This window comes from Carboxydocella sp. JDF658 (assembly GCF_002049395.1).
Classification (GTDB): domain Bacteria; phylum Bacillota.
Genome location: NZ_BDLR01000064.1, coordinates 1 through 25867 on the forward strand (window position 1 = coordinate 1; position 25867 = coordinate 25867).

The 25867-nt window shown below is 51.6% G+C and carries 28 protein-coding genes and 1 riboswitch; of the genes, 27 read left to right on the forward strand and 1 reads right to left on the reverse strand.

What is annotated here, in order from left to right; all coding sequences use genetic code 11:
• Positions 1-10 precede the first annotated feature (10 nt).
• From JDF658_RS15035 to csx2, 27 genes are all read left to right on the forward strand, one after another.
• Positions 11-169 carry a hypothetical protein gene (locus tag JDF658_RS15035; protein WP_375804202.1) on the forward strand — a complete coding sequence of 53 codons (159 nt, stop codon included), beginning with the start codon at positions 11-13 and terminating at the stop codon, positions 167-169.
• Between the two features lie 26 nt (positions 170-195).
• A riboswitch (purine riboswitch) is annotated at positions 196-297 on the forward strand.
• Positions 298-471: 174 nt separating this feature from the next.
• The gene (locus JDF658_RS09930; RefSeq protein ID WP_079907462.1) at positions 472-1590 is read left to right on the forward strand and encodes a BMP family ABC transporter substrate-binding protein; all 1119 of its coding nucleotides are present in this window, start codon (positions 472-474) and stop codon (positions 1588-1590) included.
• 64 nt (positions 1591-1654) lie between these two features.
• A complete protein-coding gene (locus JDF658_RS09935) occupies positions 1655-3175 on the forward strand; it encodes an ABC transporter ATP-binding protein (protein WP_078664604.1) in 1521 nt (506 codons plus the stop codon).
• On the forward strand, positions 3172-4230 hold the full coding sequence (locus JDF658_RS09940) for an ABC transporter permease (protein WP_375804203.1): 1059 nt from the start codon (positions 3172-3174) through the stop codon (positions 4228-4230). Before JDF658_RS09935 ends, JDF658_RS09940 begins: the two co-directional genes overlap by 4 nt.
• Positions 4227-5162, forward strand: a complete 936-nt coding sequence (locus tag JDF658_RS09945) for an ABC transporter permease (RefSeq protein ID WP_079907464.1) — start codon at positions 4227-4229, stop codon at positions 5160-5162. Before JDF658_RS09940 ends, JDF658_RS09945 begins: the two co-directional genes overlap by 4 nt.
• Positions 5163-5180: 18 nt before the next feature.
• Positions 5181-5750, forward strand: coding sequence for a xanthine phosphoribosyltransferase (locus JDF658_RS09950; protein WP_078664606.1), 570 nt, complete (start codon positions 5181-5183; stop codon positions 5748-5750).
• Between the two features lie 160 nt (positions 5751-5910).
• Positions 5911-7065, forward strand: coding sequence for a radical SAM protein (locus JDF658_RS09955; protein ID WP_078664607.1), 1155 nt, complete (start codon positions 5911-5913; stop codon positions 7063-7065).
• Positions 7062-7706, forward strand: coding sequence for a TMEM165/GDT1 family protein (locus JDF658_RS09960; protein WP_079907465.1), 645 nt, complete (start codon positions 7062-7064; stop codon positions 7704-7706). The genes JDF658_RS09955 and JDF658_RS09960 overlap by 4 nt, the downstream gene beginning before the upstream one ends.
• Positions 7707-7717: 11 nt before the next feature.
• On the forward strand, positions 7718-8395 hold the full coding sequence (locus JDF658_RS09965; RefSeq protein ID WP_200805671.1) for a M48 family metallopeptidase: 678 nt from the start codon (positions 7718-7720) through the stop codon (positions 8393-8395).
• A gap of 249 nt (positions 8396-8644) precedes the next feature.
• Entirely contained in the window at positions 8645-9811 is a 1167-nt protein-coding gene (locus JDF658_RS09975) for a Card1-like endonuclease domain-containing protein (protein WP_079907468.1), read from the forward strand.
• A gap of 142 nt (positions 9812-9953) precedes the next feature.
• A complete protein-coding gene (locus tag JDF658_RS09980) occupies positions 9954-12017 on the forward strand; it encodes a hypothetical protein (protein WP_079907469.1) in 2064 nt (687 codons plus the stop codon).
• Positions 11995-12630 carry an RAMP superfamily CRISPR-associated protein gene (locus JDF658_RS09985; RefSeq protein ID WP_079907471.1) on the forward strand — a complete coding sequence of 212 codons (636 nt, stop codon included), beginning with the start codon at positions 11995-11997 and terminating at the stop codon, positions 12628-12630. Before JDF658_RS09980 ends, JDF658_RS09985 begins: the two co-directional genes overlap by 23 nt.
• Entirely contained in the window at positions 12627-13739 is a 1113-nt protein-coding gene (locus tag JDF658_RS09990) for a hypothetical protein (RefSeq protein WP_079907472.1), read from the forward strand. The genes JDF658_RS09985 and JDF658_RS09990 overlap by 4 nt, the downstream gene beginning before the upstream one ends.
• An 18-nt stretch (positions 13740-13757) precedes the next feature.
• Positions 13758-14141 (forward strand): hypothetical protein, encoded by a 384-nt coding sequence (locus JDF658_RS09995; protein ID WP_079907473.1) that lies wholly within the window; start codon positions 13758-13760, stop codon positions 14139-14141.
• A gap of 28 nt (positions 14142-14169) precedes the next feature.
• Positions 14170-14943: a CRISPR-associated RAMP protein Csx7 gene (gene csx7 / locus JDF658_RS10000; protein WP_079907474.1), complete on the forward strand. Its 774-nt coding sequence runs from the start codon at positions 14170-14172 to the stop codon at positions 14941-14943.
• Positions 14943-15824, forward strand: coding sequence for a CRISPR-associated RAMP protein Csx7 (gene csx7 / locus JDF658_RS10005; protein ID WP_079907475.1), 882 nt, complete (start codon positions 14943-14945; stop codon positions 15822-15824). The genes csx7 (JDF658_RS10000) and csx7 (JDF658_RS10005) overlap by 1 nt, the downstream gene beginning before the upstream one ends.
• Before the next feature lie 13 nt (positions 15825-15837).
• Complete coding sequence (locus JDF658_RS10010) at positions 15838-16920, forward strand: RAMP superfamily CRISPR-associated protein (protein WP_159446613.1); 1083 nt, start codon at positions 15838-15840, stop codon at positions 16918-16920.
• Between the two features lie 11 nt (positions 16921-16931).
• A complete protein-coding gene (locus JDF658_RS10015; RefSeq protein WP_079907479.1) occupies positions 16932-17351 on the forward strand; it encodes a hypothetical protein in 420 nt (139 codons plus the stop codon).
• Positions 17352-17754: 403 nt separating this feature from the next.
• Positions 17755-18984, forward strand: a complete 1230-nt coding sequence (locus JDF658_RS10020) for a TIGR02710 family CRISPR-associated CARF protein (RefSeq protein ID WP_079907480.1) — start codon at positions 17755-17757, stop codon at positions 18982-18984.
• Positions 18985-19002: 18 nt separating this feature from the next.
• Positions 19003-20133, forward strand: coding sequence for a YafY family protein (locus tag JDF658_RS10025; protein WP_079907482.1), 1131 nt, complete (start codon positions 19003-19005; stop codon positions 20131-20133).
• Complete coding sequence (locus tag JDF658_RS10030; protein WP_079907484.1) at positions 20130-20951, forward strand: WYL domain-containing protein; 822 nt, start codon at positions 20130-20132, stop codon at positions 20949-20951. The genes JDF658_RS10025 and JDF658_RS10030 overlap by 4 nt, the downstream gene beginning before the upstream one ends.
• 93 nt (positions 20952-21044) lie before the next feature.
• Positions 21045-21809, forward strand: coding sequence for an MBL fold metallo-hydrolase (locus JDF658_RS10035; RefSeq protein ID WP_159446614.1), 765 nt, complete (start codon positions 21045-21047; stop codon positions 21807-21809).
• Between the two features lie 12 nt (positions 21810-21821).
• On the forward strand, positions 21822-22316 hold the full coding sequence (locus JDF658_RS10040) for an MBL fold metallo-hydrolase RNA specificity domain-containing protein (protein WP_079907487.1): 495 nt from the start codon (positions 21822-21824) through the stop codon (positions 22314-22316).
• Entirely contained in the window at positions 22301-23185 is an 885-nt protein-coding gene (locus JDF658_RS10045; protein WP_079907489.1) for a hypothetical protein, read from the forward strand. Before JDF658_RS10040 ends, JDF658_RS10045 begins: the two co-directional genes overlap by 16 nt.
• A 76-nt stretch (positions 23186-23261) precedes the next feature.
• Positions 23262-23429, forward strand: coding sequence for a hypothetical protein (locus tag JDF658_RS14445; RefSeq protein ID WP_159446615.1), 168 nt, complete (start codon positions 23262-23264; stop codon positions 23427-23429).
• 2 nt (positions 23430-23431) lie between these two features.
• Complete coding sequence (locus JDF658_RS10050; protein ID WP_079907490.1) at positions 23432-23644, forward strand: hypothetical protein; 213 nt, start codon at positions 23432-23434, stop codon at positions 23642-23644.
• Positions 23645-23784: 140 nt separating this feature from the next.
• Complete coding sequence (gene csx2, locus JDF658_RS10055) at positions 23785-25098, forward strand: TIGR02221 family CRISPR-associated protein (RefSeq protein ID WP_079907492.1); 1314 nt, start codon at positions 23785-23787, stop codon at positions 25096-25098.
• Positions 25099-25204: 106 nt separating this feature from the next.
• On the opposite strand, the gene selD is transcribed toward csx2, so the two are convergent.
• The coding region (selD, locus tag JDF658_RS10060; protein ID WP_079907494.1) for a selenide, water dikinase SelD at positions 25205-25867 on the reverse strand (663 nt) is incomplete at its 5' end.

Consider the following 25867-nt stretch of genomic DNA (forward strand, 5'->3'; position numbering starts at 1 on the left):
GGCGGGAATACTGGGGGCAGTGGAGTTGCCGGTGGTGCTGCTGGTATCCCGGTTTTTTCTCGGGGAACCGGTTGGGCTCCGGCAATGGCTGGGTACTATATTGATGCTTGCCGGAATCTATATCGGGGAAAAAGGTGAACATTTTTTTAAAAAAACCCTTGAATATTAGGAAAAAATATGGTAATTTTTTAGTAAAGCTTTAACTGAATAGTCACTCGTATAATTTTGAGGATATGGCTCAAAAGTCTCTACCGGGCAACCGTAAATTGCCCGACTACGAGTGGAACACATTACCAGAGGGGAAAGTCTATCTTTTTCCTGCTGGTAGTGAGCGCTAGGCGGCGGGAAACCACCCGGTGCGCTGGGTTTCACTCACCTTTTTGGGAACCTCGGGCACCGGGTGATTTGTTTTTTGACGGTGGGGAGATGAGCCATTTCCGGGATAATACTGAGGGAAAGGGGAAAAGAGGAATGTGGCGCAAAATGATCGCTCTCCTGATGCTGGCCAGTATGCTGTTATTTAACCTCACGGGCTGTGGTAGCAGCAGTAAACAGGAGCAAAAAGCCGGGGAAAATAAACCGGCAGGGGACAAGCTGAAAGTGGCCTTTATCTATGTTGGACCGGTAGGGGATGCCGGCTGGACTTATGCCCATGACCAGGGACGCAAGTATTTGGAACAGCAATTGCCTAATGTCGAAACTACCTATATTGAATCGGTGCCGGAAGGGGCCGATGCTGAACGGGTCATCACTGAGCTGGCTGAGAAAGGCAATAAAATCATTTTTGCTACCAGCTTTGGCTACATGGATGCCATGCTGAAGGTGGCGCAAAAATATCCTGATGTGGTATTCCTGCATTGTTCCGGTTACAAGACCGCACCCAATATGGGTACCTATTTTGGCCGGATGTATCAGGCTCGCTACCTGACCGGCATAGTGGCCGGTAAAATGACCAAAAGCAATACTATCGGTTATGTGGCAGCCTTCCCCATTCCGGAAGTAATTCGCGGCATCAATGCCTTTACCCTGGGGGTAAGAAGCGTTAACCCCAATGCTAAGGTGAAAGTGGTCTGGACCAATACCTGGTATGATCCTGCCAAGGAAAAGGATGCGGCCAAGAGCTTGCTGGATGCAGGTGCCGATGTGATTGCCCAGCATCAGGATACTCCCGGACCGCAACAGGCTGCTCAGGAAAAAGGCGTATACAGTATTGGTTACAATAGTGATATGTCTGCCTATGCACCCAAGGCGGTGCTGACCAGTGCCGTCTGGAACTGGGGCCCCTATTATGTCAATACTGTTAAGGCTGTAAAGGAAGGCAAATGGAAGAGTGAACAATACTGGGGTCCCATGAGTGATGGGATTGTCAATCTGGCTCCTTACGGTCCTATGGTTCCTGCCGAGGTAAAGGATCTGGTGGAGAAGAAAAAGCAGGAAATTCTTTCTGGTAGCTGGGATGTTTTCACTGGCCCCATCAAGGATCAGAATGGCCAGGTACGAGTACCGGCTGGCAGCAAGATGACTGATGAGCAAATGCTTTCTTTTGACTGGTTTGTAGAAGGGGTAGAAGGTACCATTCCCAAACAATAAGCAAGTTGAGGGGTGAAGGCCTGCGGGTCTTTACCCCTCCTGTCGCCTGGGAGGGGCTTTTTTTATGGAAACTCTGGTGGAGATGAAAGGAATCTGCAAGGCTTTTCCAGGGGTAAAGGCCAATGACCATGTGAACTTCACTTTGAAAGCAGGGGAAATCCACGCCCTGCTGGGAGAAAACGGAGCGGGAAAGAGTACCCTGATGAGCATTCTCACCGGCCTGTACCGGGCCGACCAGGGGGAGATCTGGATTCGCGGCCAGAAGGTCAACTTCCGCTCTCCCCGGGATGCCATCCGGGCGGGTATAGGTATGGTCCATCAGCATTTCAAGCTGGTGGCTCCTTTTACAGTAACGGAAAATGTAGCCCTTGGTTTGCCTGGCCGGGGTTTTGGCCTGAATCTGAAGGAAATTGAGGCGAAGTTGAGCCAGTTTGCAGCTGAATACGGCCTGCTCATTCACCCACAGGCCAAAGTCTGGCAGTTGTCTATAGGGGAACAACAGCGGGTGGAAATTGTCAAGCTGTTGTTCCGGGGGGCGGATATTCTGATTCTGGACGAGCCGACAGCGGTGCTGACACCCCAGGAGGCCCAGGAGCTTTATCGCATTTTGCGGCGGATGGCTGCGGCCGGGAAAGGGATTATTGTCATTACCCACAAGATGCAAGAGGTGCTGGAACACGCTGATACCATTACGGTAATGCGGGGAGGCAGGTCTATTGCTACACTGCCGGGGGCAGAGGCCACAGAGCAAGGCCTGGCCCGATTGATGGTGGGCAAGGAACCGGACATACCGGAAATGCCCGCAGGAGCGGTACCGGGTCCGGTATTGCTGGAACTAAAGGCGGTCACTGCCCTGGGTGACCGGGGGCAACCGGCCTTGAAGCAAGTGAGTTTAACGGTACGGGCCGGGGAGATCCTGGGGATCGCCGGTGTGGCCGGCAATGGCCAGCGGGAACTGGCAGAGGTAATTGCTGGATTAAGGCCACTCAAATCCGGTCAACTCTATCTGGCCGGGCAGGAGATGGGGACCAGTGGGCCCCGGGAGCGCATTGCCGCCGGGGTGGCCTATATTCCCGAAGACCGGCTGGGCACCGGTCTGGTACCCAATCTGGATGTGCGGGAAAACATATTGCTCAAACACTACCGTGACCAGGAATTTACCCGTGGACCCCTGATCAACTGGCAGCGCCTGTCAGAATATGCCCGTCGACTGGTTCAGGAATTTGAAGTAAAAATCTCCGACCTGACTACTCCGGTCAAAACTATGTCCGGAGGAAATTTGCAGAAACTGCTGCTGGCCCGGGAGATTTCCTCCCAGCCCCGGCTGATTGTGGCTGTTTATCCTGTCCGCGGGCTGGATATTGCTGCCACCATGGCAGTGCGGACTTTGCTTTTACAGGCCCGGCGCCAGGGGTGTGGGGTGGTTCTGATCAGTGAGGAACTGGAAGAATTGTTCCAGCTGGCTGACCGCCTGGCGGTATTGCATGAAGGGGAAATCACCGGTCTGGTACCGGTGCGGGAGGCCCGGATTGAAGAAATCGGCTTAATGATGGCAGGAAAGATGGTGAAGAGCGGGTGCGCCTGATTACTCTGGAGAAACGACTGACACCAATGCCTGGAGCCTTTTTTTTAGTACCAGCGGTGGCGATTCTGCTCGCTCTACTGGCAGGGGCCTGCTTTATCGCTCTGGCGGGGAAATCTCCCCTGGAGGTTTACCAGGCCATGCTGGGCGGGGCTTTTGGTTCAGCCTTCGGTCTGGCGGAGACTACAGTCAAGGCCATCCCGCTGGCTCTGTGCGCCCTGGGGGTTTCCCTGGCCTTTCGGATGCAATTGTGGAATATCGGTGCGGAAGGGCAGTTTTACATGGGAGCCATGGCGGCTACCTGGGTGGCGCTCAATTTTCCTGATGGTTCCCGCTGGCAACTGCTGCCGGCCATGCTGGTTTTAGCCTGGCTGGCCGGAGGCCTCTGGGCCCTCTTGCCCGCTATTCCGAAAGCTCTCTGGCAGGTGAATGAAACCATCACCACTCTGATGCTCAATTATGTGGCCATCCTCTGGGTGGATTATCTGGTCTTTGGGCCCTGGAAAGACCCTAAAGGCTTTAACTTCCCCCTGACTGCCACCTTTGGCCCGGGGGCGACTCTGCCCACTCTGGGGAATACCAGGATTCATGCCGGTTTTCTGCTGGCTTTGCTGGCCGCAGTGTTAATCTACCTGATTTTCCGCTATACTACCTGGGGTTTCCAGTTGAAGGTAGTAGGGGAAAGCCGGGCAGCAGCCCGTTATGCCGGAATGAGTATAACAAAAACTATTCTGTTGACAATGTTTTTCAGCGGGGCCCTGGCCGGTATTGCCGGCATGGCGGAAGTGGCTGGCATAACCCAGCGCTTGCAACAGGGCCTATCGCCGGGCTATGGCTATTCGGCCATAATTATCGCCTGGCTGGCCCGCTTGCATCCCTTTGCCATTCTGCTGGTGGCCTTTCTGTTCGGGGGTTTGCTCTCAGGGGGCTATGCCCTGCAAACCCTGGGCCTACCTGCTGCCAGTGTCTATATGCTGCAGGGCTTGATTCTTTTCTTTGTGCTGGGCGGGGAAATTTTTATTAACTACCGCCTGCGGATAGGAGGCAAAAAAGCATGACCGACCAGAGTGTAGTGATCGCTATCCTGGCCACAGCTATTACCGCCGGCACCCCTATTCTCCTGGCTGCCCTGGGGGAGATTCTGGCGGAACGGGCCGGGGTCCTGAATCTGGGGGTAGAAGGGATGATGTTGCTGGGGGCTGTGAGCGGTTTTACTGTAGCCCTCTCTACCGACAACCTCTGGCTGGGCTTTGGCGCAGCCCTGCTGGCCGGAGGAGCAGGGGCCCTGGTCCATGCTTTCCTCACGGTTACTCTGAAGGCGAACCAGGTAGTCAGCGGCCTGGCCCTTACCATCTTCGGCACTGGTCTAAGCAGCTATCTGGGCAAAAGCCTGGTAGGCATTCCCCTCAAGCAGACTTTTCAGCCCGTTCCGGTGCCAGGCTTGAGCCAGCTGCCCTGGCTGGGGCCAATCCTGTTCAACCACGATCCCCTGATTTATCTCAGTTTTGGCCTGGTACCCTTAATGGCCTGGCTCCTGTACCGGACTCGCTGGGGACTACAGCTGCGGGCAGTAGGGGAAAATCCCGCTGCGGCTGATGCGGCCGGGATCAGTGTTTCCCTTACCCGCTATCTGGCGGTTATCGGGGGCGGAATGCTGGCGGGAGCAGGCGGGGCCTATATTTCCCTGGCCTATGCTCCCAGCTGGCTGGAAAACATGACCGCCGGCCGGGGCTGGATTGCAGTGGCGCTGGTGATCTTCGCTATGTGGGACCCCTTCAAGGCGATGCTGGGAGCTTATCTTTTCGGCGGTGTGGATGCGCTGGGATTCCGGTTGCAGACCCTGAATATTGCAGTGTCGCCCTTTTTTCTCAAGATGTTGCCCTATTTATTAACTATCCTGGTGTTGATTCTGGTCACCCGGGAGACGAAAACCAGGCGGGTGGCTACACCGGGGGCCCTGGGATTGCCCTATCACCGGGAAGAACGCTGATGGAAGGATGACGTGGACGTGGAGCTATTGAAACAGAGGATTCGGGAGGATGGTCTGCTGATCGGCAACAATATCCTGAAGGTGGATTCCTTTCTCAATCACCAGCTGGATCCGCAGCTGCTGCTGGAGCTGGGGCGGGAGTTTGCCCGGCGCTTTCGCCCGGATGGGGTGACCAAGATCCTGACGGTGGAGGCTTCCGGCATTGCCGTGGCCGTGATGGTCGGCCTGGAGCTAGGGGTGCCGGTGCTGTTTGCCAAGAAGAAGCAGCCCAGTACCCTGGTGGAGGAGGTTTATGCGGCGGAGGCCTTTTCCTTCACCAAACAGGAGCAGGTGTCGGTCTGCGTTTCCCGGCGCTATCTGACCGCTGAGGACAGGGTGCTGATTATCGATGATTTTCTGGCTCAAGGGGCGGCAGCGAAAGCGCTGGTGTCCCTGGTGGAGCAGGCCGGGGCATCCCTGGTGGGAGTGGGAGTTGTGGTGGAGAAGGCCTTCCAGCCCGGGGGCAAGGAGTTGCGCGAGGCTGGCATCCGGGTGGAGGCGCTGGCCAGGATTGGGGCGTTTACGGAAAAGGGTGTGGAGTTTGTTTAAGAGGCAACCTGGCTGGGTTGTCTTTTTTGTCTTTATGTTACGATAGTTACAAGCGCTAAGCTGCGGAAAGTATTAGAACAGGCAGCTGACCATAAAACTTGCTAAAAATACTGACCCCGGGTACAATAAGGGTACCCGGAATTTTTTATGGTGAAAGACAATGGCATACATCAGAATGAAAAAAGGCAAGGCTGAATATGAATATCCTGTCATCCCTGCTCCTGTACCCCATATCCTGGTAGACAGCAAAAAAGACTTACATGGATGGTGGCCGGGGAAAAGGGAATGTACAGCCGAGCGAATGTTGATTAATCCCTATAATGGCTGTACTCATGATTGTCCTTATTGTTATGCCCATAGTTTCTGGGGCTACTTCCACCTTTATGCTACACAACGGGTGGTCACGGTTTGCCAGGATTTCGACCGGATAGTGGCCAGGCAGCTGGACTCCTTGCAGGTGGCTGCCTGTGGTTACCTTTCCCCGGTAACTGATCCTTTTCAGCCCCTGAATCGGGTGTATAAACTATCGGAGAAAATCATCCGGGTTTTTGTAGAGCGCAATCTACCGATTGAATTCATTACCAAAAACCAGGTTACCGATGAATCCCTGGCCTGGATGAGTAAGCAACAGCATTGTTTTGGCCAGGTTTCTCTCCTCACCCCGGATGAGGATTTACGGCGCAAACTGGTACCCGGTGGAGCACCGGTGCCAGTTTTACTGGACAATCTGCGACGAATTCGGGAAGCAGGGCTATTTGCGGTAGTACGGCTGGACCCAATTTTACCGGGCCTTACTGATGACCAGGAAATGATAGAGGAGCTCTGTCAGGTAGCCAGAGCTGCTGGTGCCAGTCACCTGGTAGCTTCCTGCCTGGACATTCCTTTGGCCTTGAAAAACCGGATTTGGCAATGGATAGAGCTGTCCTGGCCCGATTTGGCCCAATACTGGGCTCGCCTCTATAATGAGCGAATTGGTGCCAGCTGGCACGCTGATCTGGGCTATCGTCGGGAACTTTTCAACAGGGTAAAAAAAGCGGCCTTGAAGCATGGCCTCAGTTTCGCTCTCTGTATGGAATATCGGCCTGATGGCCAGGGGTTAAATCGGGAGTTTGCCACTACCCGTAATTGCGAAGGCATCGATATTCCAATCTATATCCGCCGTGGGCAGCACTTTGAACCGGTAGCCTGTGATGGAGCTTGCTTAACCTGCCAGCAACCTGTTTGCGGGCTGCCGGAACTGGCCGGAGGGGGAGCCTGGAAATTGAAGGATTACCGGCGCTGGAGCCGAATCATAAGTCAGGAGGATGAAATATGACGGCATTTATTGCAGCTACTATCTTTGTTGTGCTGGCAGAAATGGGAGATAAAACCCAGTTGCTGGGAATGGCTTTTGCCACTAAATATAAAGCCAGTATCGTTCTGGCGGGAGTGCTGGTAGCCACTTTGCTCAATCATTTACTGGCTGTGGCAGCCGGTGAATATCTGACCCGTTTTATTCCCATGCACTATATCCAGCTGGCCGCAGCTATTTCTTTCGTCATCTTTGGCCTCTGGACCATTCGTGGTGATACGCTGGAAGGAGAGGCGGAAAAGGAATATTTCAGCCCTTTCTGGACGGTGACCATTGCTTTTTTTATTGCCGAAATGGGGGATAAAACCCAGCTGGCCACAGTGGCTCTGGCTGCCAAGTACCAGAATTTGCTCTGGGTCTGGTTGGGCACTACTACCGGCATGATGATTTCCAATATTATCGGGATTCTGGTCGGGGTAGTACTGGGCAAGCAATTACCGGAGCGATTGATCAAGCTGGTTTCAGCTGGAATATTTATTCTCTTCGGTTATCTTGGTATCTGGCAAACTATTGCTGTGCCGGGAATGCGCCTGGCGGCACTAGCCCTGACCACTATACTGGTTGTGGGTTATGTATGGTATTTGTATCGGCCTGCACGATTATGAGGGGAAGGACAATGCAGATAACGACCACGAAAATTATACGCTCGGCTCGGAAGACCGTGGTGATTGAAATAACCCCGGATGGTTGCATTATCATCAGGGCACCGAAAAGGCTGTCAATGAAGGCCATTGAAGAGCTGGTACATGGCAAAGACAAATGGATCAGAGATAAACTGCAGGAAATTCAACGGCAGCAAAAACTCTTCCAGCCTTTGCGATTTGAGACAGGCGATAAGCTCTGGTTTCTGGGGGAAAAATACACTTTTACGGTTACAGATGGCAGTGGAATGATCTATTTGCAGGGTGATAAGCACTATTTTCCCCGGGAGCAACTGGAGCGAGGCACCGAGCAGCTCAGCCGATGGTATAAAAAGGAAGTGGAAAGGATATTGCTGGCCAGGACAGAGTATTTTTCCGGACTGACGGGAATCAAGTATAATTCGGTAAAAATCACTTCTGCCAGGAAACGCTGGGGGTCATGCAGTTCCAAAGGTGTGTTGAGTTTTTCCTGGCGCTTGCTTCAGGCTCCTCTCCAGGTGATCGATTATGTGGTGGTGCATGAGCTGTTACATATTGAGCACATGAACCATTCGCGGCAATTCTGGGCCCGCGTGGAGGAAATATTGCCTGATTATCGGGAGAAGAGAGAGTGGTTGCGGCAAAATCGGTGGTTGTTAATGTTTTTGAATTAGATTAAAATAATTTAAAGGCAGAAATTAAAACATTTAGCCGCTTCTGGGTATTTAGTCAAGAAGCGGCTTGTTTGTTGTTTCTTCAAAATTCAAAATAAATAATGCCTACAAACCATTGCTTAAAATGGAATTATATGCTATCTTTGTTTTCAATAAAGCAAAAGAGCGACGGGGGGCGATAGCGATTTTTGGCAGATATCGGCTACTATATGAGCATATGATCATCAACAAAGGGATGGGAGAGGAAGCATGACAGTACTTATCAATCTAATCAGTGATGAAGTCATTCCCAATGCGCTGGCCATTAAAAAAATAAAACCGAAACACCTGGTAAATCTATACACTGGTGATAATTATCACGAAAAGATGAACTATCTAAATAAATTCCAGAAAAAACTGGTTGGGGAAAGTGAGGTTACCAGTATCCTGGTCAAACACAATGAACCAGCAGACATAAGGCAGAAAATCGGGCAAATAGCTGGAAACTTACAAAAAGATATAGTCATCAATGTTACCGGTGGAACCAAATTGATGGCCTTTGGTGCTTTTCAGGCCGGCATTGAACTCGACCTACCCGTGATGTACATAGACCCGGAAGAGGGCAAATACAAACAACTGGCTGGAAAGAGACAGAACTGGGCCAGCCATGCCCTGGAAAAACTCAGCATTGATAATTTTTTTATTTTAAGTGGAACCAGAGTGAGGTCTGATGATACCGGGGTTTACCAGGAATATCAGAAACAATTAAGCCAGGTGGCGCACTGGGCCCGGCATAACCCGACAGCCTGGCTGGAGCTGATCGGCTATCTGGAAGCTGCTTTCAGAAACTATCGCAATAAGCAGGATTTTATGAATACCAACAACCTGACGGAATTTCAGGTGCCGCTGGTAATGAACCATCCCAACCAGCAAACAAAAATGAAATACCATTTTCCCCAGCAGGCTTTTTTTATGTTGCGTCAGCTCGGGTTACTGGATCAGCTGAAAATAGCAGGCAGAGAAGTTTATTTTCGTTTCCCTGGTGCTGAGGTAAAAAATGTTTTATGCCGGAAAGGGTTTGTCCTGGAGTTTCTGGTCTATGAGCTCTGTCGGCATAACCAGCACGTAGACGAGGTTAGAGCCGGTATTGAAGTGGACTGGCCGGGTGAACAGCAGGTGAATAATGAAATTGATGTGCTGGTTTTGACAGGCCACAAACTCTGGCTGATTTCCTGCAAAATGGGTAAATTCAACAAAGACCACATGGCGGAATTGAGTACCAACGCCAGGTTGCTGGGCGGCATCAAAACGGGAAAAATTCTGGTCGCGCCGGCTAACAGCTGGAATGACCAGTTACTGGAACGGGCGGAATTAATGGGGATAAAATATGTATATTTGGAGGAACTCGAAAAATTGCATCAGATTATCAAAATATAGGGGGCGTTGCCCTCTTTTTATTATTTTAAATTGCCAAAAAAATTTAAATTTTTCTTTTCGACATCTGTCTACAAATTTTAACAAGGAAAATTTAAACAAAACGCGAATGAATAATTAGATTTTTCTGGTAAGGAGGGCAAAAATGAAGGACCAAGAACTAAGCTGGAAGGATATCCTGACTGATAAGGAAGAAACTTTGGCAGTTGAGACGGCTGCAGAACGCACCCGGGCTGCCCATACGCTCTTGAAGAACAAAGGCCTTTTGGATTCAGAGTACCTGGATTTGCTTCTGGAATTTGAATTGCAGGATGAAATAAAGCACAGGTTTACTGTTGCCGAAGAGCGGGTTATGCTGGACTGGTTGAATTTGCCCTACGCACCGGAGCCTGGCGTGCCGGCTGTACGGATTGTTGATGTAGCTTCCATTGTTATTGGATTGGTCTATGCTTGCGCTCCGGAGGCAGCACGGGAAAAATTGAAACAGGATCGCTCCTGGGCCTGGCAGCTTGCCCTGCATTATCTGTTTTTTTATGTCCCGAAACTGCAACCTGCTTTACCTGAGCTGCCATTGGCGCCGGAGGAGTTACAGGCTCTGGTCTGTATAGCGGCGGGTCGGGAGCTTACAGATTCACAGCGAACAGTTCTGGAAGGTAAAGAAATAGGGATTGTTAAAGGTGGAGCTGTTAAAATCAAGCAATATTTTCTAGAGAGCAACAAAATTCATAATATCCGCGGAGCTTCCCATTTGCTGGAGGAGATCAATCAGCAGGATATACCAGCCATTCTGGCAGAGCTGGCGCTACGTCAGTCTATTATTTACTGCGGGGCCGGCAATGTGCTGGCGGCGGTGCCAGCCGAACTGGCGGCGACAGTGGCCAGGAGAATCGAGGGGATTTACCGTCAGAAGACCAGGGTGGCACAGGCCGTGGCTGTAGGGGTCAGGGTGCCGCTGTTGCAACTGGCAGCAGAAAATTACGAAAGAATAATCGGGTGGATTGAGGAAGAAAAGGGCAAACGCCAGCGCGGTATTTTGCCGGTTTATTCGGATGTATACCGGGACAGACCGCAGTTTGTCAGCGAGGAGGATTATTTTTGTCAGCACTGTGGCAACCGCGTCGCAGACAGTGTGCTAAGAATTGGCCAGGAGCAGGAAAAAGTGTGCCCGGCGTGTGAAATAAAGACCAACGCCGGTAAGGAAGTCAAAAAGGGTCTTTTCCGCAAGTTTGATACCTATGTTGGACGTTTTCACCAGGTCCAGTTGAAGAGCCGGGTCAATCAATCCTTGAACGACCTCGGGCCTTATATTGCTGTAATTTACGGTGATGGCAATAATTTCGGCAGCAGGGTAAAACAGCAGAAATGTTTGGGACATGCTCGCTGTTTTTCCAACCGGGTGGCCCGGGCTGCCTTTGATTCCGTATTTGAAGGGATTTATAAAATCTGGGGCCTGTACAGCCGGGTTGAGTTTATTGCCCTGGGCGGTGATGATATTTTCCTGATTACACCGGCAACAGGTGCAATTGAAGCGGCGATTGAGATGGGGCGCGAATTTGATCAGCAGTTCCTGGGGGAAAAGGGGAAACCGACGCTGACAATGTCGACCGGGGTAGCGATAGCCAGGCACGATACACCGATAGCTTTTCTCTTCCAGATCGCACAGGAATTGCTTAAGCTGGCCAAAGGCAGGGTGAAGGAGTTGCAGGGAGAACAAGTCGCTAGCAGTGGAACTATCGATTTTGCCGTTCTCGAGTCCTATGGTTCTTTTTCAATCAGTGTCAAGGACTACCGGGAAAAGACTTTCAGTCAGGATGAGGACCTCAGTTTAACCTTGAGACCCTATACCTGGGAAACAGCCGATGAGATACTGGCCCTGACCAGATTGCTGAAAAAACTGGCTGACGAGAAGAAACTGGGCAAAAGCAACCTGTACGGTTTACGCAAGTATGTGGAGTTACGCCCCTTGCCTGAAGCCAATTTATACTATTTATACCAGCTGTCGCGTTTGCTGAAAAATGAACCGAGGCAGGCTGTGCTGGAACAGATGCGGAGATTGCAGGAATCAATCACAGGTAAAGGAGAGCTGCCGGAACGCATCTGGGTTGATGATTATACCGGAGGCAAGGCGGTACCCTGGCTGGACGTACTGGAAATCTGGGATTATGTGAAGGAAGGTGAATTCGGAGATGAGGTCCAAGAGCAAGATTGAACTCGAGCTGAAGGTTAGAAATGAGACCCCCCTGTTGATCAGCACTGGCTCTGCCCAACAGGGTTTTGCGGACTTCACCTTTATTCGCCTGGTCAACAATCGCCCCTGTATTCCCGCTTCTACCTTTAAAGGGCGCTGGCGCTATTATTTCAGCTATCTGTGGAATGCTTTTTTTCCAGAAGAAAAATGCTGCCATTACCTGGGTCGCGATGGTGAATGCCACTGTCCGGCCTGTCGGATTTTTGGCGGCAAGGGTTTTCAGCCGTCCAGAGTCAGGCTGACTGACCTGGTGGTAGCTGACAGCTATGATTCGGTAATCCGTCACCAGGTTGCGATCAACCGTTACTTGCGTACCTCCCAGGACAAGGCCCTGGCCAGCCTGGAGGCGGTGGATCGGGATGCGGATTGGTGCGGTGCGGCGGAAATCATCTTGACGGAAACGGAGATGAAACGGGAACTGGCCTGTTTGCTGGCAGCACTTAAAATGATGCGAACACTGGGCAGCAACAAAAGCCGGGGCATGGGCTGGGTTAAAATTGATTTCAGATTGCGGCCTGCAATTGAGCTGGAAGAGCTCTGGCAATATTTGAAAAGTGATGGTGATAGCCAGTGAAGATAAAATTGGTGCTGGAAAATTTGACACCACTGCTGGTCGGGGGCAAAAAACCGGCCAATACCAACTATATCCAGTCTCTGGACTACATTCCCGGTCAGGTCCTGCGAGCGGCGCTGGCGCGGGAAATTACTACCGATTGTCCCTATCGGGAGTGGGAAGACCGCCTGAATGATACCCCCTTCTGGGTCAGCTATCTAGAGAGGGAAAACTGTACTGCCTGCCGCTGGCAGGTTCTCTGTAAAAATTTTGACCGGATGATCATTGCACCGGCCTATCCCGGTGGCGGGATTCCCGTCACCGCCGGGGCCAGACGCTGCAAGTACAACCGGGACCATACGCTGGTGGAGCCCTGGCGGATAAGAGAGTATAATGGGAATTGTCCGGATTGCCAGCAGCGGCTGGACAGCGTTGGTGGTTACTATGTTGTAAAGAATGGCAAAAAAGTTTCAGTTGGTACGGCTTTTCGCAACTTGACCAGGCTGGCGATCAGCCCGAAAACCTTGAAGGCCAGAGATGGACACCTCTATACCTTGACTGTGATTCAGGAATCTTCCGGCCAGGGCCAGCAGTATTTTGTTACGACCCTGGAAATCCCGGGAGAGGGCAGCATCGATTTAAGCCTGCTCCCTAACAAAATCTGGGTGGGCAGTCAGACAGGCCGGGGCCTTGGTTACTGCCAGTTGAACTGGGAGCTGCTGCCAGAGAAGGACACAGTGCTGACCGACGGTAAGGTGAGATTGCTGTTTTACTCGGATGTGAAAATACCGGTAGAGCAATTGCCGGCTGAAAAAGTAATCGAGGCGGGGGAAGTTGACCTCTATCAGCTCAGCCGCGAAATTTTGCAGGACCTAATCCAGCAGGCGGCTGGTTCTGACAGCATTAAACTGGAGAGCTGGTCGCTACAAAGTGAATGGCGGCGGTCCTATACTCTGGTTGGGGCCAGAGACCGCAAAGGCGGCCGCTGGCAGGGACCCTTTCCCGTCTTATTAAAAGGCAGTTATATCGAAGTGATCGGGGAGCCGTCAGCACTGCGCCAGCTGCTGCAGCATGGTCTGGGACCGGACCGGCTCAATGGATATGGCCTGTTAAAGGTACTGGAAGATTAGAACAGGAGGCACGGGAAAATGGAGAGAGTGGTCAAAAAATTTGTGGACAGCAAGGCCAGGGAACTGATTCTGGCGGTTGATGATTTTACAAAAGACCAGGAAGTGCGCAATATTCTGGCTCATGAAAGCTTTGGCACTAACCAGATTCGCCGGCTGGTAGAGCTGGCGGAACAGGCTGCCTGTATTGAAGAGTTGGAAGAATTTATTAAGTATAAGGAGACAAAGCACGACGGATGGGAAAAAACGGTTAATAACAATTCGATTGCGCAGTTATTGCTGGAACAAATTAAAAACATCAAAAAAATGGCCAGGGAAAGCGGGATACAGGAGCAGGATAGGTTGACTCGAAAACTGGTGGCAAGATTTTGTGGCTATCTGTACTGGAAGGTTTCGAGTTTTTGAAAAAAATCAAAAGAAGGGAGAAGCAGTGATGTTGTTTGATGTTTTTCATAATCGGATTATTATTATCGGGGAGTTACTCACCGTAACACCCTTACATATTGGTGCTGGCGTAAATAGTCTCGAAGTCGGAGTTGCCGACAACCAGGTAGTAAAGGATTATCTCGGACGTCCCTATATACCCGGGTCTTCCCTCAAGGGGGTGCTTCGTGCTTTTACGGAAAGTATCGTCAGGGCACTGGCGGAAACCGGTATTAAAGGCGGAGAGCTCTGGGCCTGTGATGTGCTGGATAAAAAGCACAACTGTGTCCATGATGTGAAGAAAAGCTCGGATGAGGAAGAAATTTATAACCGGCACTGTTCGGTGTGTAAAGTTTTCGGTTCAACCCAGCTGGCGGGCAAGTTTCAGGTCAAGGATCTTACTGTGACTGAAGATGGTTGGGATAACTGGTATGAATCCCGCAACGGAGTCTCTATCGACCGGGACTCGGGTACAGCTGCCATTGGCTTGTTGTATGAATCTGAGGTTGTGCCAGCTGATACCCTATTTGAGCTGGAAATTGTTCTCGAAAACCTATCTCCCCGGGATAAATTCATCGCGGCCATCGGTTTGAAGGCCTTGCTGCAAGGGGAACTGACCCTGGGGGGTATGACCAGCCGCGGCCTGGGCCGGGTCAGGTTAATTAAGGCCAGAGTAAAGAAAGTTAATCAACATAATCTGGTGGACTATCTAGCCGGCAAGGAAATTCCGGAGCTCGAGCTGGCCCGGGTGCTGGAACAGTGGCTGCAGGAGGTGCTGGACTGATGTTCAAGACATTGAGAAATGAGCTAATCCTTAACTATGTGCTGGAGCCAGCCGGCCCGCTATTGATCAAGAGCGGCAAGGATAATGGCCTGCAACCGGAAAGACCGAATATGACGGTCATGACCACCTACTTTCAAGGAAAAGAATGTCCGGTAATACCGGGCAGCAGCATGAAGGGTGTGATCCGCAGCCGGCTGGAACAGTTACTGCGCAGTTTTGTAAAAGAAGTTGGTGGAGAGTCAAGGGAGATGGCGTGTTATATAACAGATAACGACACGCCGGATAATTGCAATAAAAAGGTTGAAGATGCAAAGAACATTACAGATGTGGAGGGAAAATATGCTGTTGCCTGCCGGGCCTGCCAGCTGTTCGGCAACACTTTTCTTGCCTCCCGTATTAAATTCAGTGATGCGATTGGCAAGGAGGGAATCCGCCTTGCCCAGCGAACCTGTGTGGCCATCGACCGGGTTACTGGAGGAGTAGCAGGTAGAGCACGTTTTGACGTAGAAGTTGTAGAAACAGGAAAATTCTATGGTGACATACATCTACGCAATTTCGCTCTCTGGCAGGTAGTAGGCCTGCTGGCAGTACTTAATGATATCCAGCAGGGGATTGTCACCCTTGGGTCTGCCACTTCCAGGGGCTTTGGCCGGGTGAAAATTACAGCATTGCAGGGACAATTCCGGGATTACCGCCTGGACAAGCCGTCGGATGTCCTCTGGGGTTATCGGGGTCAAAAAGATCAGCTGAAATTCTGGCAGGAATTTGAACAGGCGGGATTTTACCAGCAGGCACCCGTTGATTTGCAGATGCTGGATCGGTGGCCGGAGCTCATGCGACAACGCGATTTTCTGGCCCTGCTGCAGGCTGATGTCAGATAGGGGGGAATCGGCGATGTCCAACCGTGAAACTCTTTTAAAAGATAAACCCTATGCCTTTGTACCGCTAACCGGCAGAGTGGACAGAACAGCGGCAATTTCCCATGACAAACTGCAATCCGGGCTCTATACCGGTTTTCTGGAAGTTACCATCAAGACCTTGCTGCCCCTCCATATTGGCAGTGGTAAGTTTGTTTTTCACAACCAGCGCTGGCATAAACAGTTTGTCCGTTTTAACGGGTTACCGGTCATACCGGGTTCCTCCCTTAAAGGTGCTGTCAGGGCGATCGCCGAAGCGGTCAGTTACAGCTGCCTGCTGCAGCATCCCAAAAAGCCGGAAAATGCTGTGCCGGAGCAGTTGCTAAAATGCAATCACAGGGAGAAGCTCTGTCCGGCCTGTCGTCTCTTCGGTTTCGCTGGCGGCAAAAGCCAGCAGTTAAAATCCCATCTGCGTTTTTTTGACCTGCAACTGGTTCAGCCCCGACCGGAAATAGCTCTGGAATATATCCAGCTGCCGCAACTGGAAAAACCAAACAAAGACTATCCTAAAAACAATAAAGGTTTTGGCAATGAACGCCTGTATTATTGCCACATCTGCCGGCAGGACTGGCCGAATTGCTGTCAGAACTGCGGCAAACAACAGTACTTTCGCTTAAAAGAAAGGAACCCGGGAGCGCAGCCGCTTTTCCGGGGGAGGAAATTCTACTTCCACCTCCGGCTCCGGAAAATAGAGACCGGCCGGATTTTTACCGAGGTGATCAAAGCCAACAGCCTTTTCAGCGGGGAGATTTATGTTGAGAATATCAGCCGCGACCAGCTGGCCCTGCTGGCCTTCAGCCTGGGGCTGGATGGCAGCTTTAAGCCCAAACTCGGCTATGGCAAACCGGCCTATCTGGGCAGTGTTGAAATTACCGTCAGGCCCAGGCCGGCGGCAAACCCGTTGCTCAGCACTGCTTCCTGGCCGGATCTGGTGGAACTGGCCCGGGAATACGCCAGTCAGGCTCCGGCGGCACAGGTGAAAAAATTGAGGGAAATTCTAAGCTTTGAACAGCCGCGCGGGGAAGGCTGGCGGCAAGAGGGAGGAAACCGGATTTATTAGGGGGTGTGTAAATGGCCTGTAAACAGATGCTGGAACATATCAACTATATCTTAAGTCGTCAGGATTTTGGCCGACCGAGACAGTTACGCGGCAATTTGAAAAGGGGACAAAACCACGAAGTAACCAGTTCGGACCTGGAAATAGTCTATAACGTGGTTGCTTCCTGCCGACAGGAGCCGCTGTCAGAGGTGATTAAAAAACTGGCAAAATTACCCGCACAGCATCCCGGTTCCAGGGATTTTAGAGGCGATGTAGTCGCTTATATAATAAGTGATATTTTATGTATAAGGGAAGTGAATCGGCAGTTCAGTATCTATGATACCAGGCTGAAGGGGCTGATCAAAACTACAGAGGATCTTTTGCATTTTCTGGGCTGGTTTATTCGTATGTTTAATGTAAAATTTCCTAAGAAGAAAGGGCAAAATCAATGAACTATCTACTATTGCGTTTTACCTATACCCTACCCCGGGAAGCCAGTCTGCCGCCTTTCAAGGGCTCCCTGGTCCGGGGGCTGCTGGCTCGGTGCTACCTGTAATCTGGTCTGTTTGCATTCTCACCACCGGTATTGCCAGGAATGTCATGAAAAATACTGTGCCTACCGCTATATTTTTGAGACTGACAGCTACATACTGGCCGGTAACCGGAAACTCGATGGGGCCCCATCCTTATGTTATCAAGGTAAATGATGCGAAAACCGAATATGGGCCCGGGGAAGCTGCGCCATTTACCGGAACAGCTGGCCTATCTGCTGGAGCTGGGTGAACTGTTCCATATCGGCAAAAACTGCTCTTTTGGCCTGGGGTAATATCGTCTGGAGAAAGGAGAAACACAATTATGAGCAAATGGCTTGTCTGTACAGTCGGGGGCTCAGAGGCCCCCATTATCGAAACTATCAAAAAAGAAAAACCGGATAATATCCTCTTTATCTGCTCAGACAGTAGCCAGACCCAGGTGGAGAAAATCATCGCCGGCAGCGGCTATAGTAAAAAATTCAAGATAGCGGTGATTCAGGCCTATGACTTAATCGACCAGTGTTTTATCGAGATCCTCGAGGCCGTAGATAAAAATATCCGGAGGGGTAAACCGACGATTGTGGCCGATTACACCGGCGGCACCAAAACCATGTCGGCTGCTCTGGCCATGGCGGCGGTGGAAAAAGGCTGGGAGCTGTGTTTTGTTACCGGGGCCAGAACCGACCTGATCAAAGTTCAGGACGGAACCCAGCATTCCCAGCGGGTGAGGACAGACCAGATCTTGCTTTACAGTTATCTCAACGAGATTGACCGGTATTTTGCCAAATATGATTATCAGGCCTGTCTGGCCCTGGTGGACAATCTGCGCGAGGTAGCATTGACTCCGGATCAGCTGAAGCGCCTGACTGCTATCAAAGGCATCCTGACCGGTCTGGACCTCTGGGAAAGGTTCCAGTATGAGGCAGCACTGCAAAAACTTGAACCCTTTGCCAGACAGCTGCGCGCCTTTAAATCAGAGCTGAGCAAGGTCTATCGCGACCTGGAGAATATCGCCAGGCGGATGGGCGGTGCGGTTAATTATAGAATATCCTATGCGCTGGTGCATGATGTGCTGTTAAACGCCCAGCGGCGGGCCCTGGCCGGCAGATATGATGATGCTACCTCCCGGCTCTACCGGGCCACCGAACTGATTGCCCAGGTCAATCTCCTCAATCTAAATCCACCGGTCAATACGGGGGATATAATTATTCAGGACAGCTGGCCGGCTGAACTGCAGCAGCGGCTGGAAAACCGCCGCAACCCCAGGGGTAAGATTCAACTGGGCCTGATGGAGGCCTTTGAACTGTGGGCACAGCTGGACAGGAACTTTGCTCCTATCCATGACGACTGGAAAAATAAGCTGCTCGAATGTATCAAAGCCAGAAACAATTCCTTTCTAGCCCATGGCTATGAGCCGATCACCCGGGAACAGTATGACCATTATTTCCGCACGCTCAAGGATTTTCTGCTGGCAATACAGGAGAGCCAGCAGCAGGTGGAAAAATTTGATGAAAGCAAGCAATGGCCGCAAAAGCTTACAGAGCTGCTTTAATGACAGGGGGGAGAGCTCATGGAACTGGCGGAGGAATTGCTGGGCATTTTACTTGCCAATCCGGGGAGATATTCGATCAAAGAGCTGGCGGCGATGACAGGAGCAACCGAAAAACAGGTAAGATACGCCCTCAAAATTAAAATTGCCCAGTGGGGTTATAAAGAAAGCTATGTTAAGCGCAAAGTTTTGTTGACCCGAACCAGCCAGGGGCAAGGGGATTTCGAGCTCAACCTGGAACAGGATTTGCGCCAGTTCGCAATTATTTTGCAACTGGCCAGTTACGGGGAAAAGTGGGTGGATATCAGGCAAATAGCTGAAGGACGGGAATATTCTCTCCAGACTATCTTGCGCGATATAGATGATCTGGAAGCGAGAGGCTATCTGGAGAAAGCGGACCAGCGGGTTCGCTTGAAAAAGCACCTGATCGCGGCCGGGCAGTTAACGGATAATGAAAAAAACAGGCTATTCCACCTCCTGCTGGAGCAAGGTTATAAACTGGGTAAACCGGAGCTGGTCCAGCCGCTTTTGGCCAAGTTATGCCTGGAGCTTCTTGCTACCAGGGATATTGAGAGCTGGAACAGACTGGCTCAGCGCCTGTATTATCTGGGCGATTACAGCAATATCGGCTGGAATCTGCAAAGAAAATTGAACAGGCTCAGAGTTGCGATTGCAGAGAAAAGGATCCTGGTATTCAAGCAGACCAGGTACCTGCCCCTGCAGCTATCTCCTGACTATGAACAGGATAGCTGGTATCTCTATGTTTATCACTTCAGAGACAAACAGTGCCAGAAGTTAAGGGTGGATAAGCTGGAGGGCTTCCAGATCCTGCCGGAACAATATCAAGGGGAAATTCCGGCGGCGAATTTGCCTCCTGAACCGGGCCCTATACGCTTTCTGGTCTACCCGGATTTTTCCGTACAGCAGAAGATTATCTACCAGCTGGTCGGGCTGGAATATGTGCAGGTCAGATGGCTACCGGATCGGGTGATGGAGGTTACGCTGGCCAGGCCCCACCGGGAGGATCTGGTAAACTGGTTGCGCCGCTTCGGTTCCAGTATCAGGGTTCTGGAACCCGAGGGTATCAAAAAGCAGCTATTGCAGAGCGCCAGAAAAATAGTTGCACTCTATGAAGGGCGGGGTGGGAGATGATTGACTGCCTTACCTTTGCACAGATAAACAATATTCTTTTTTTGCTACTGCAACATCCGGAAGGGCTGACGGTAAAAGAAATTGCAGATCTCAGCGGCCTGAGCGGGAGAAAGGCGGCAGATCTGATTGTTTTCCTGAATATGTTCAGTGAGCGTTATGGCCTCTGCACCGATGAGGAAATGGATGAATGGGATGGGGAAGGAGAATATGCGGAATATCTGCTCAATTCCCCGCAGCGCTGGTATATTGACCTGCGCCGGTTTCAACCGGAGCAGAATCTGCCGGTGGAATTCAATACAGGTGAACTGGCCTTGCTGGCTCAATTGACGGCTTTGACCGGAGATGGGGAACTGAAAGCCCGTCTGGAGCAATTACTCGGCTACCTGCCCGGTAAGGAGTGCAATCTGCCTCTGGGGGGCGTGTGCCGGGACCGGCACTGGCAGCTGATCAGCACTTGTCTTGCGCAAGCCCGGGAGCTTAAACTGCTAACCGCCAGTAATAAAAACAAAAAATGGCTGAAAATTATCCCTCTGGCCCTTATTTTTAACCGGGACACCGGGTTCTGGTATCTGGTCGGGCTGTTCCGGGATGAAGCGCGGGTGCTGGCCAAAGTACGTAAAAGACTTGAGCAGCGGCAGGAGTATGTCTGGGAGATTAGCAGTGATGGACGCCAGCGCTACCGGGACCGGGTCGCTGGAGTCGAAGAAATGCTGCCCTGGTTGCGGGGTTTTGGCAGCTCGGCGGAAGTTAAAAAACCCCGCTGGGTAAGAGAAAAAATGTTGAGGGATGCGAAAAAGCTGATTGAGTACTATTCCTGACACCCGTGATCGGGTGTTATTTTTTTCGGTTCTTTTGACAAAAAGCTGAAACAGCTGCCAGGTAAAATGATGGTTGTACGAGGAGGTGACAGCATGAAAGGAAATTTTCAGGTCATCAGTGGCGGCAGACAGCTGCGGGCTGCCTGTTATTTTCTGGAACTGACGGGGGTGAGAATCCTGCTGGATTGTGGCGCCAGCGTGGACGGGGAGGATAACTGGAGCCTGCCCCAGCTGGACAAGTTAGCCCGGCTGGGCGGGGTTGATCTGGTATTTGTTTCCCATGCCCACGTTGATCACGTCGGGGGTTTGCCGGCAGTGCTGGAACTATTTCCGCATGCCACCATTATCAGCACGCGAGTTACCCGGGAACTGGCAGTGCCGATGCTGAATCAGCTGGCCCGGCAGGGCAAACACTACAGTTTCAACAGTCTTAGCCAGGTCTGGCATAACTGGATTACAGCAGAGGAGCTTGGCTGCTGGCTGAGCTTTGGCCAGCCGCTGCCTGGTTCCAGCTTGCGGCTGGGCTTCTGGCCCGCCGGACACATTCCCGGAGCGGCCATGCTCTTGCTGGAAGGGGACGGTGAAAACTGGCTGTATACCGGTGATTTTTCCCTCCAGCCAACGCTGCTGACATCACCGGCCCGCTTACCGGCGGACTGGCGCCCGGATTGCGTAATTTCGGAAAGCACCTATGCGACCAGGTCGGCGCCGGCCCGCCAGCATGTAGCCGATCTCTTCCTGATGCAGGTTGAAGCCAGTTTGAGCCAGGGCGGAACTGTATTGATTCCGGCCTTTGCTCTCGGGCGTTCCTCCCAGGAAATTTTGTTGTTGCTTGAGCGGCACTGGCGAAAGCGGTAGCTTGCCTATCCTTTGTATTTCGATGGACTGACAGCGGAAGTGAACCAGATTTGCGCCCGCTTGCAACTTTATGAGCCGGTTCTGGCCCAGCCGCTGCCTGATAACTGGCAGCCTGACCAGCCGGCGGTGATCGTGGCCAGTTCCGGGATGTTGTTGCCCGGGTCCAGTTCAGCCAGACTGGCGGCCCGGCTTAAGGGAGATCCCCGAAATGCAATTTGTCTGGTGGGCTATCAGGCGCCGGAAACACCGGGCAGTTACCTGCTCAAAGCCAGCTACTGGTCCAACCAGGTCTACTGGCACTGGGAGGGGACACCAGGGCGGGTGCGGGCTCGGGTCGACAGCTTTCCCTTTAGCGCCCATGTCCAGGGACCGGAGCTGAAGGACTGGCTGCTGGGTCTGGCGCCCGAGCGGGTCTACCTGATCCATGGCGACTATGCCGGGCAGGTGGAGCTGGCAGAAATCCTTGCGAAGAAAGGAGTGACAGCAGAAATATGCGAAACCGAGTAGTAATAGCTTACTGGACTGGTGCCGGGTTGATGGCTGGTGAGCCGGTGCTCAGCCGGGCGGGGTCCAGGGAATGGAAAAGGCTATGGTTGGAACAGGTGGCCGCTCAGGGGTTGGGGGCGGAGATTTTACCCCACCTGGTTGCCTGTGTAGCCTGGCCGCAAGGCAGCGGTGTGCCCCTCATCGGTGCCGGGGCCCTGGCGACTGTGGCAGAGGGCTGTCAGGGCTGGTGGCGCCAGCAGCCAGAAGCCGATGAGGCTTTGACCTGGTTGGGCCAGACCTTACTCAAGCAGATTCTGAACCAGTACGGGGAAGAAATCCCCTATCTGCTCTGGTTGCAGCATCCAGGCGGCCCCCCGGCTTACCAACTGGCCCGGCTGACGGCACTGGCGGGCCTGGCGGTGGCGCCCGGGGGACTGCTGGCCTGGGAACAGGCTGTACTGCTGCTCAATCCCGACCTGTTGCTGCCGGCAATACAGCAGGACAGCTGCTGGTACTGGATCTGGGATGATAGCGGGTTGCTGGGGCTCAGGTGGCAGCAACTGGACGGCTGCTGGCAGGTTACAACCCGGGAATTCTGGCCTGAATTTGGCGGCCAGCAGCTGGAACAGGAGGTCAGTTCCCGGATGGGCTGGCATCTGGCCCGCAGCCACTGCTGGTTACAGGAGCCGGCAGCCGCAGGCTGGTGGGAGAGAAAGATCAAGTCCGGGTTGGAGTTAATCCGCCCCCGGCTGCAGGGCGAGGAGCTGTTGCTGGTTGGAGACAACTGGAACCGGGGTGGGCAACTGCCTGCCCTAACGGATGAACAGTGGCTCCAGAATCTGATGCTGGGAGTTTTTGATCGCTGGCAGGAGCAACAGACTCTGCCGTAGCTGCAACTCGCCTTGCCGGCAACGGCGGCAGCTGTATTTACAGGAGAAGGACAGGTAGCAGGAGCTGTTAAAGGAAATGATTGAGGCTAAAAAGCAGATGGGGCGTTTGCAGGGTCTGGTGGAGACTTTGGCAGAAGAAAACAGCCAGCTCCGCACCCGGTTGCAGGAAATGGAAAAACAGCTGGAGCAGCGGGAGAAAAAACTGCTACGCCTGGAAAGAAGAATTCAGCAAGGAGGGATTTAACTATGTTTCCTTATCCTCAACAAACGGAATTATTAATTTATCTCTATAACCAGCGTACAGTAAACGAGCCGGAGATACTGAAACAGCTTACCGCTATTTTTGCCGGCAACCGGGAGCTGGCGGAGAGAGTTATTCGCTACCTTTATCACGGCGGCCTGGTGGGCAAGAAGACTCCTTCTGCTTTCGGTCAGGGGCTGCTGGAAGAACTGGGTTAGTAGAAGACAATACAAAAAGCAATAATGTTCCAGGGCTCGTGACGAGAATTTTTTTTGGAGTGTCCGGTAAACGGAGCTCCTTTTTTTATTTACATAAATTTGTTATAATTGGTATAAAATTTTTAGAGAGGTGAAGCTAGATGGCCAAAAAATTCATGAGCTTTCTTGGTGCCAGTAAATATGCGGAGTGCTACTATAAACTGGACGAAATGGCTACCAAAACCAGATTTATTCAGGAGCATTTGATCCGGGTTTGCTGCCAGGACTGGAGCGAACAGGATGCAGCGATTATTTTTACTACCGATTATGCTGCTGACTGTAACTGGTGTAACCCAGGGGAGCCGGAAAGAAACCTGGCTGACCTTCTGAACGGGCTGGGATATAAACTCCAGATAAAAAAAGTTGAGATCCCTGATGGTAAAAATAAAGAGGAAATCTGGCAAATTTTTGATCTTATGCTCAGCAATATCGATGATGGGGATGAAATTATTTTTGATATTACCCATAGTTTTCGTTCGATTCCGGTGCTGGCCATGGTCGTCCTGAATTATGCCAAGGTAGTAAAAAATGCCCGCATCGCCGGCATTTACTATGGGGCCTATGAAGCCAGAAATATAGAGTCCGGGCAAGAAGTTGCTCCGGTGTTTGATCTGACTGATCTGGACGAACTCCTGGAATGGAGTCAGGCCATCAATGCTTTTGTCCGCTATGGTAACATCAATCATTTGAACAGTTTGGCAATGAATGATCTGAGGCCCAAATTGACAGGGGATATTGAGGCAGGGAATATGAAGAATTTTATTGGTGCCCTGCTTGATTTTAATAACTCTATCCTGACCTGCCGGGGTAAATATTTGGCCGGGTACACAGATAAACGGCAAAAATCCATAGCAGGAGCCTACAAAAATATGAAACAGAAACTACAACGAGTCAGGGAAAACAATACTATCAAAGCCCTGACACCACTGCTGGCTGATATTGAAAAATCAACTAGCAAATTCGATACCACTGATAACCTAAAGATAGGGCTGGCACAGATCGAGTGGTGTATCGAGAAGGACCTGATCCAGCAGGCCTATACGGCACTGGATGAAACTATGATCACCTATGCCTGCCGGCGTTATAACTATGAAGAAACCAGCAAGGAACGGGAAAAAGTAGTGACAGTTGCCCTGGTTCTGAAAGGTAATAAAAAACCGAAGTCAGAATGGAGAGTAGACCAACAATATTTGGAAAAGATTGAGGAACTGGTAGAAAAGCTGGATGAAGAATATGCCAGGCTTTATAATGAAGTAAAAACTATGCGCAATGATCTGAATCACTTTGGTTTTACCAATGACCATTATGACAGCATTGACTTTATTAAGGAGATAAGAAGATTGTATGAAAGATTCAGGAGTTACCTGGAACGCAATGGTAACTATCAAGATACTGCAGAGGGGCAGGGGGAATAAACACTCCTGCCATTTTTGCTTTCGTGACATAAATATGAAAGAGGCAACAGAAGCAACTGAATTTTAACTCCAATTTTTTTCGAAAAACCAAAGCTATATAGCCCTGTTATCTCAAAACAATTTTTTCTGACTCATCAGTTATCCGGCCGATCCTGGCAATAGTTGGCACCCCGTGGACAACCAGTTCCTGTTCCAGCAGTTCGGCTTTTTCCGGGGCTACAGCGATGAGCAGTCCGCCCGAAGTCTGGGCATCGGCCAGTATCAGCAGTGTATCTTCGCTGAAGTCAGCAGCCAGCTCCAGATTTTTCTCCAGATAGGCCAGGTTCTTGCGGGTGCCGCCGGGAACAACCCCCTGGCGGGCGTAAACCCTGGCTGCTTCCAGGACGGGAATGCGATTGACTTCGATCTCCGCTCCAGTGCCGCTGGCGGCCAGCATCTCATAGAGATGGCCGAGAAAGCCGAAACCTGTAATGTCGGTACAGGCGTGGACGCCTACCTTCACCATTGCGTCTGCGGCAGCCTTATTCAAAGTCCCCATCACTTCTACGGCTTCAGCGAGGATGGGAGGAGGAACCAGATCCCGCATGTGGGCGGTGGTGATAATACCAAGGCCGAGGGGTTTGGTGAGATAGAGAACATCTCCTGGTCGGGCGCCGGCATTGGTAACAGTCCGGTCGGGATGAATTATCCCGGTGACAACCAGACCGTATTTGGGCTCCTGGTCCGAAACAGTGTGGCCGCCTACAATGCTAATACCTGCTTCAGCGGC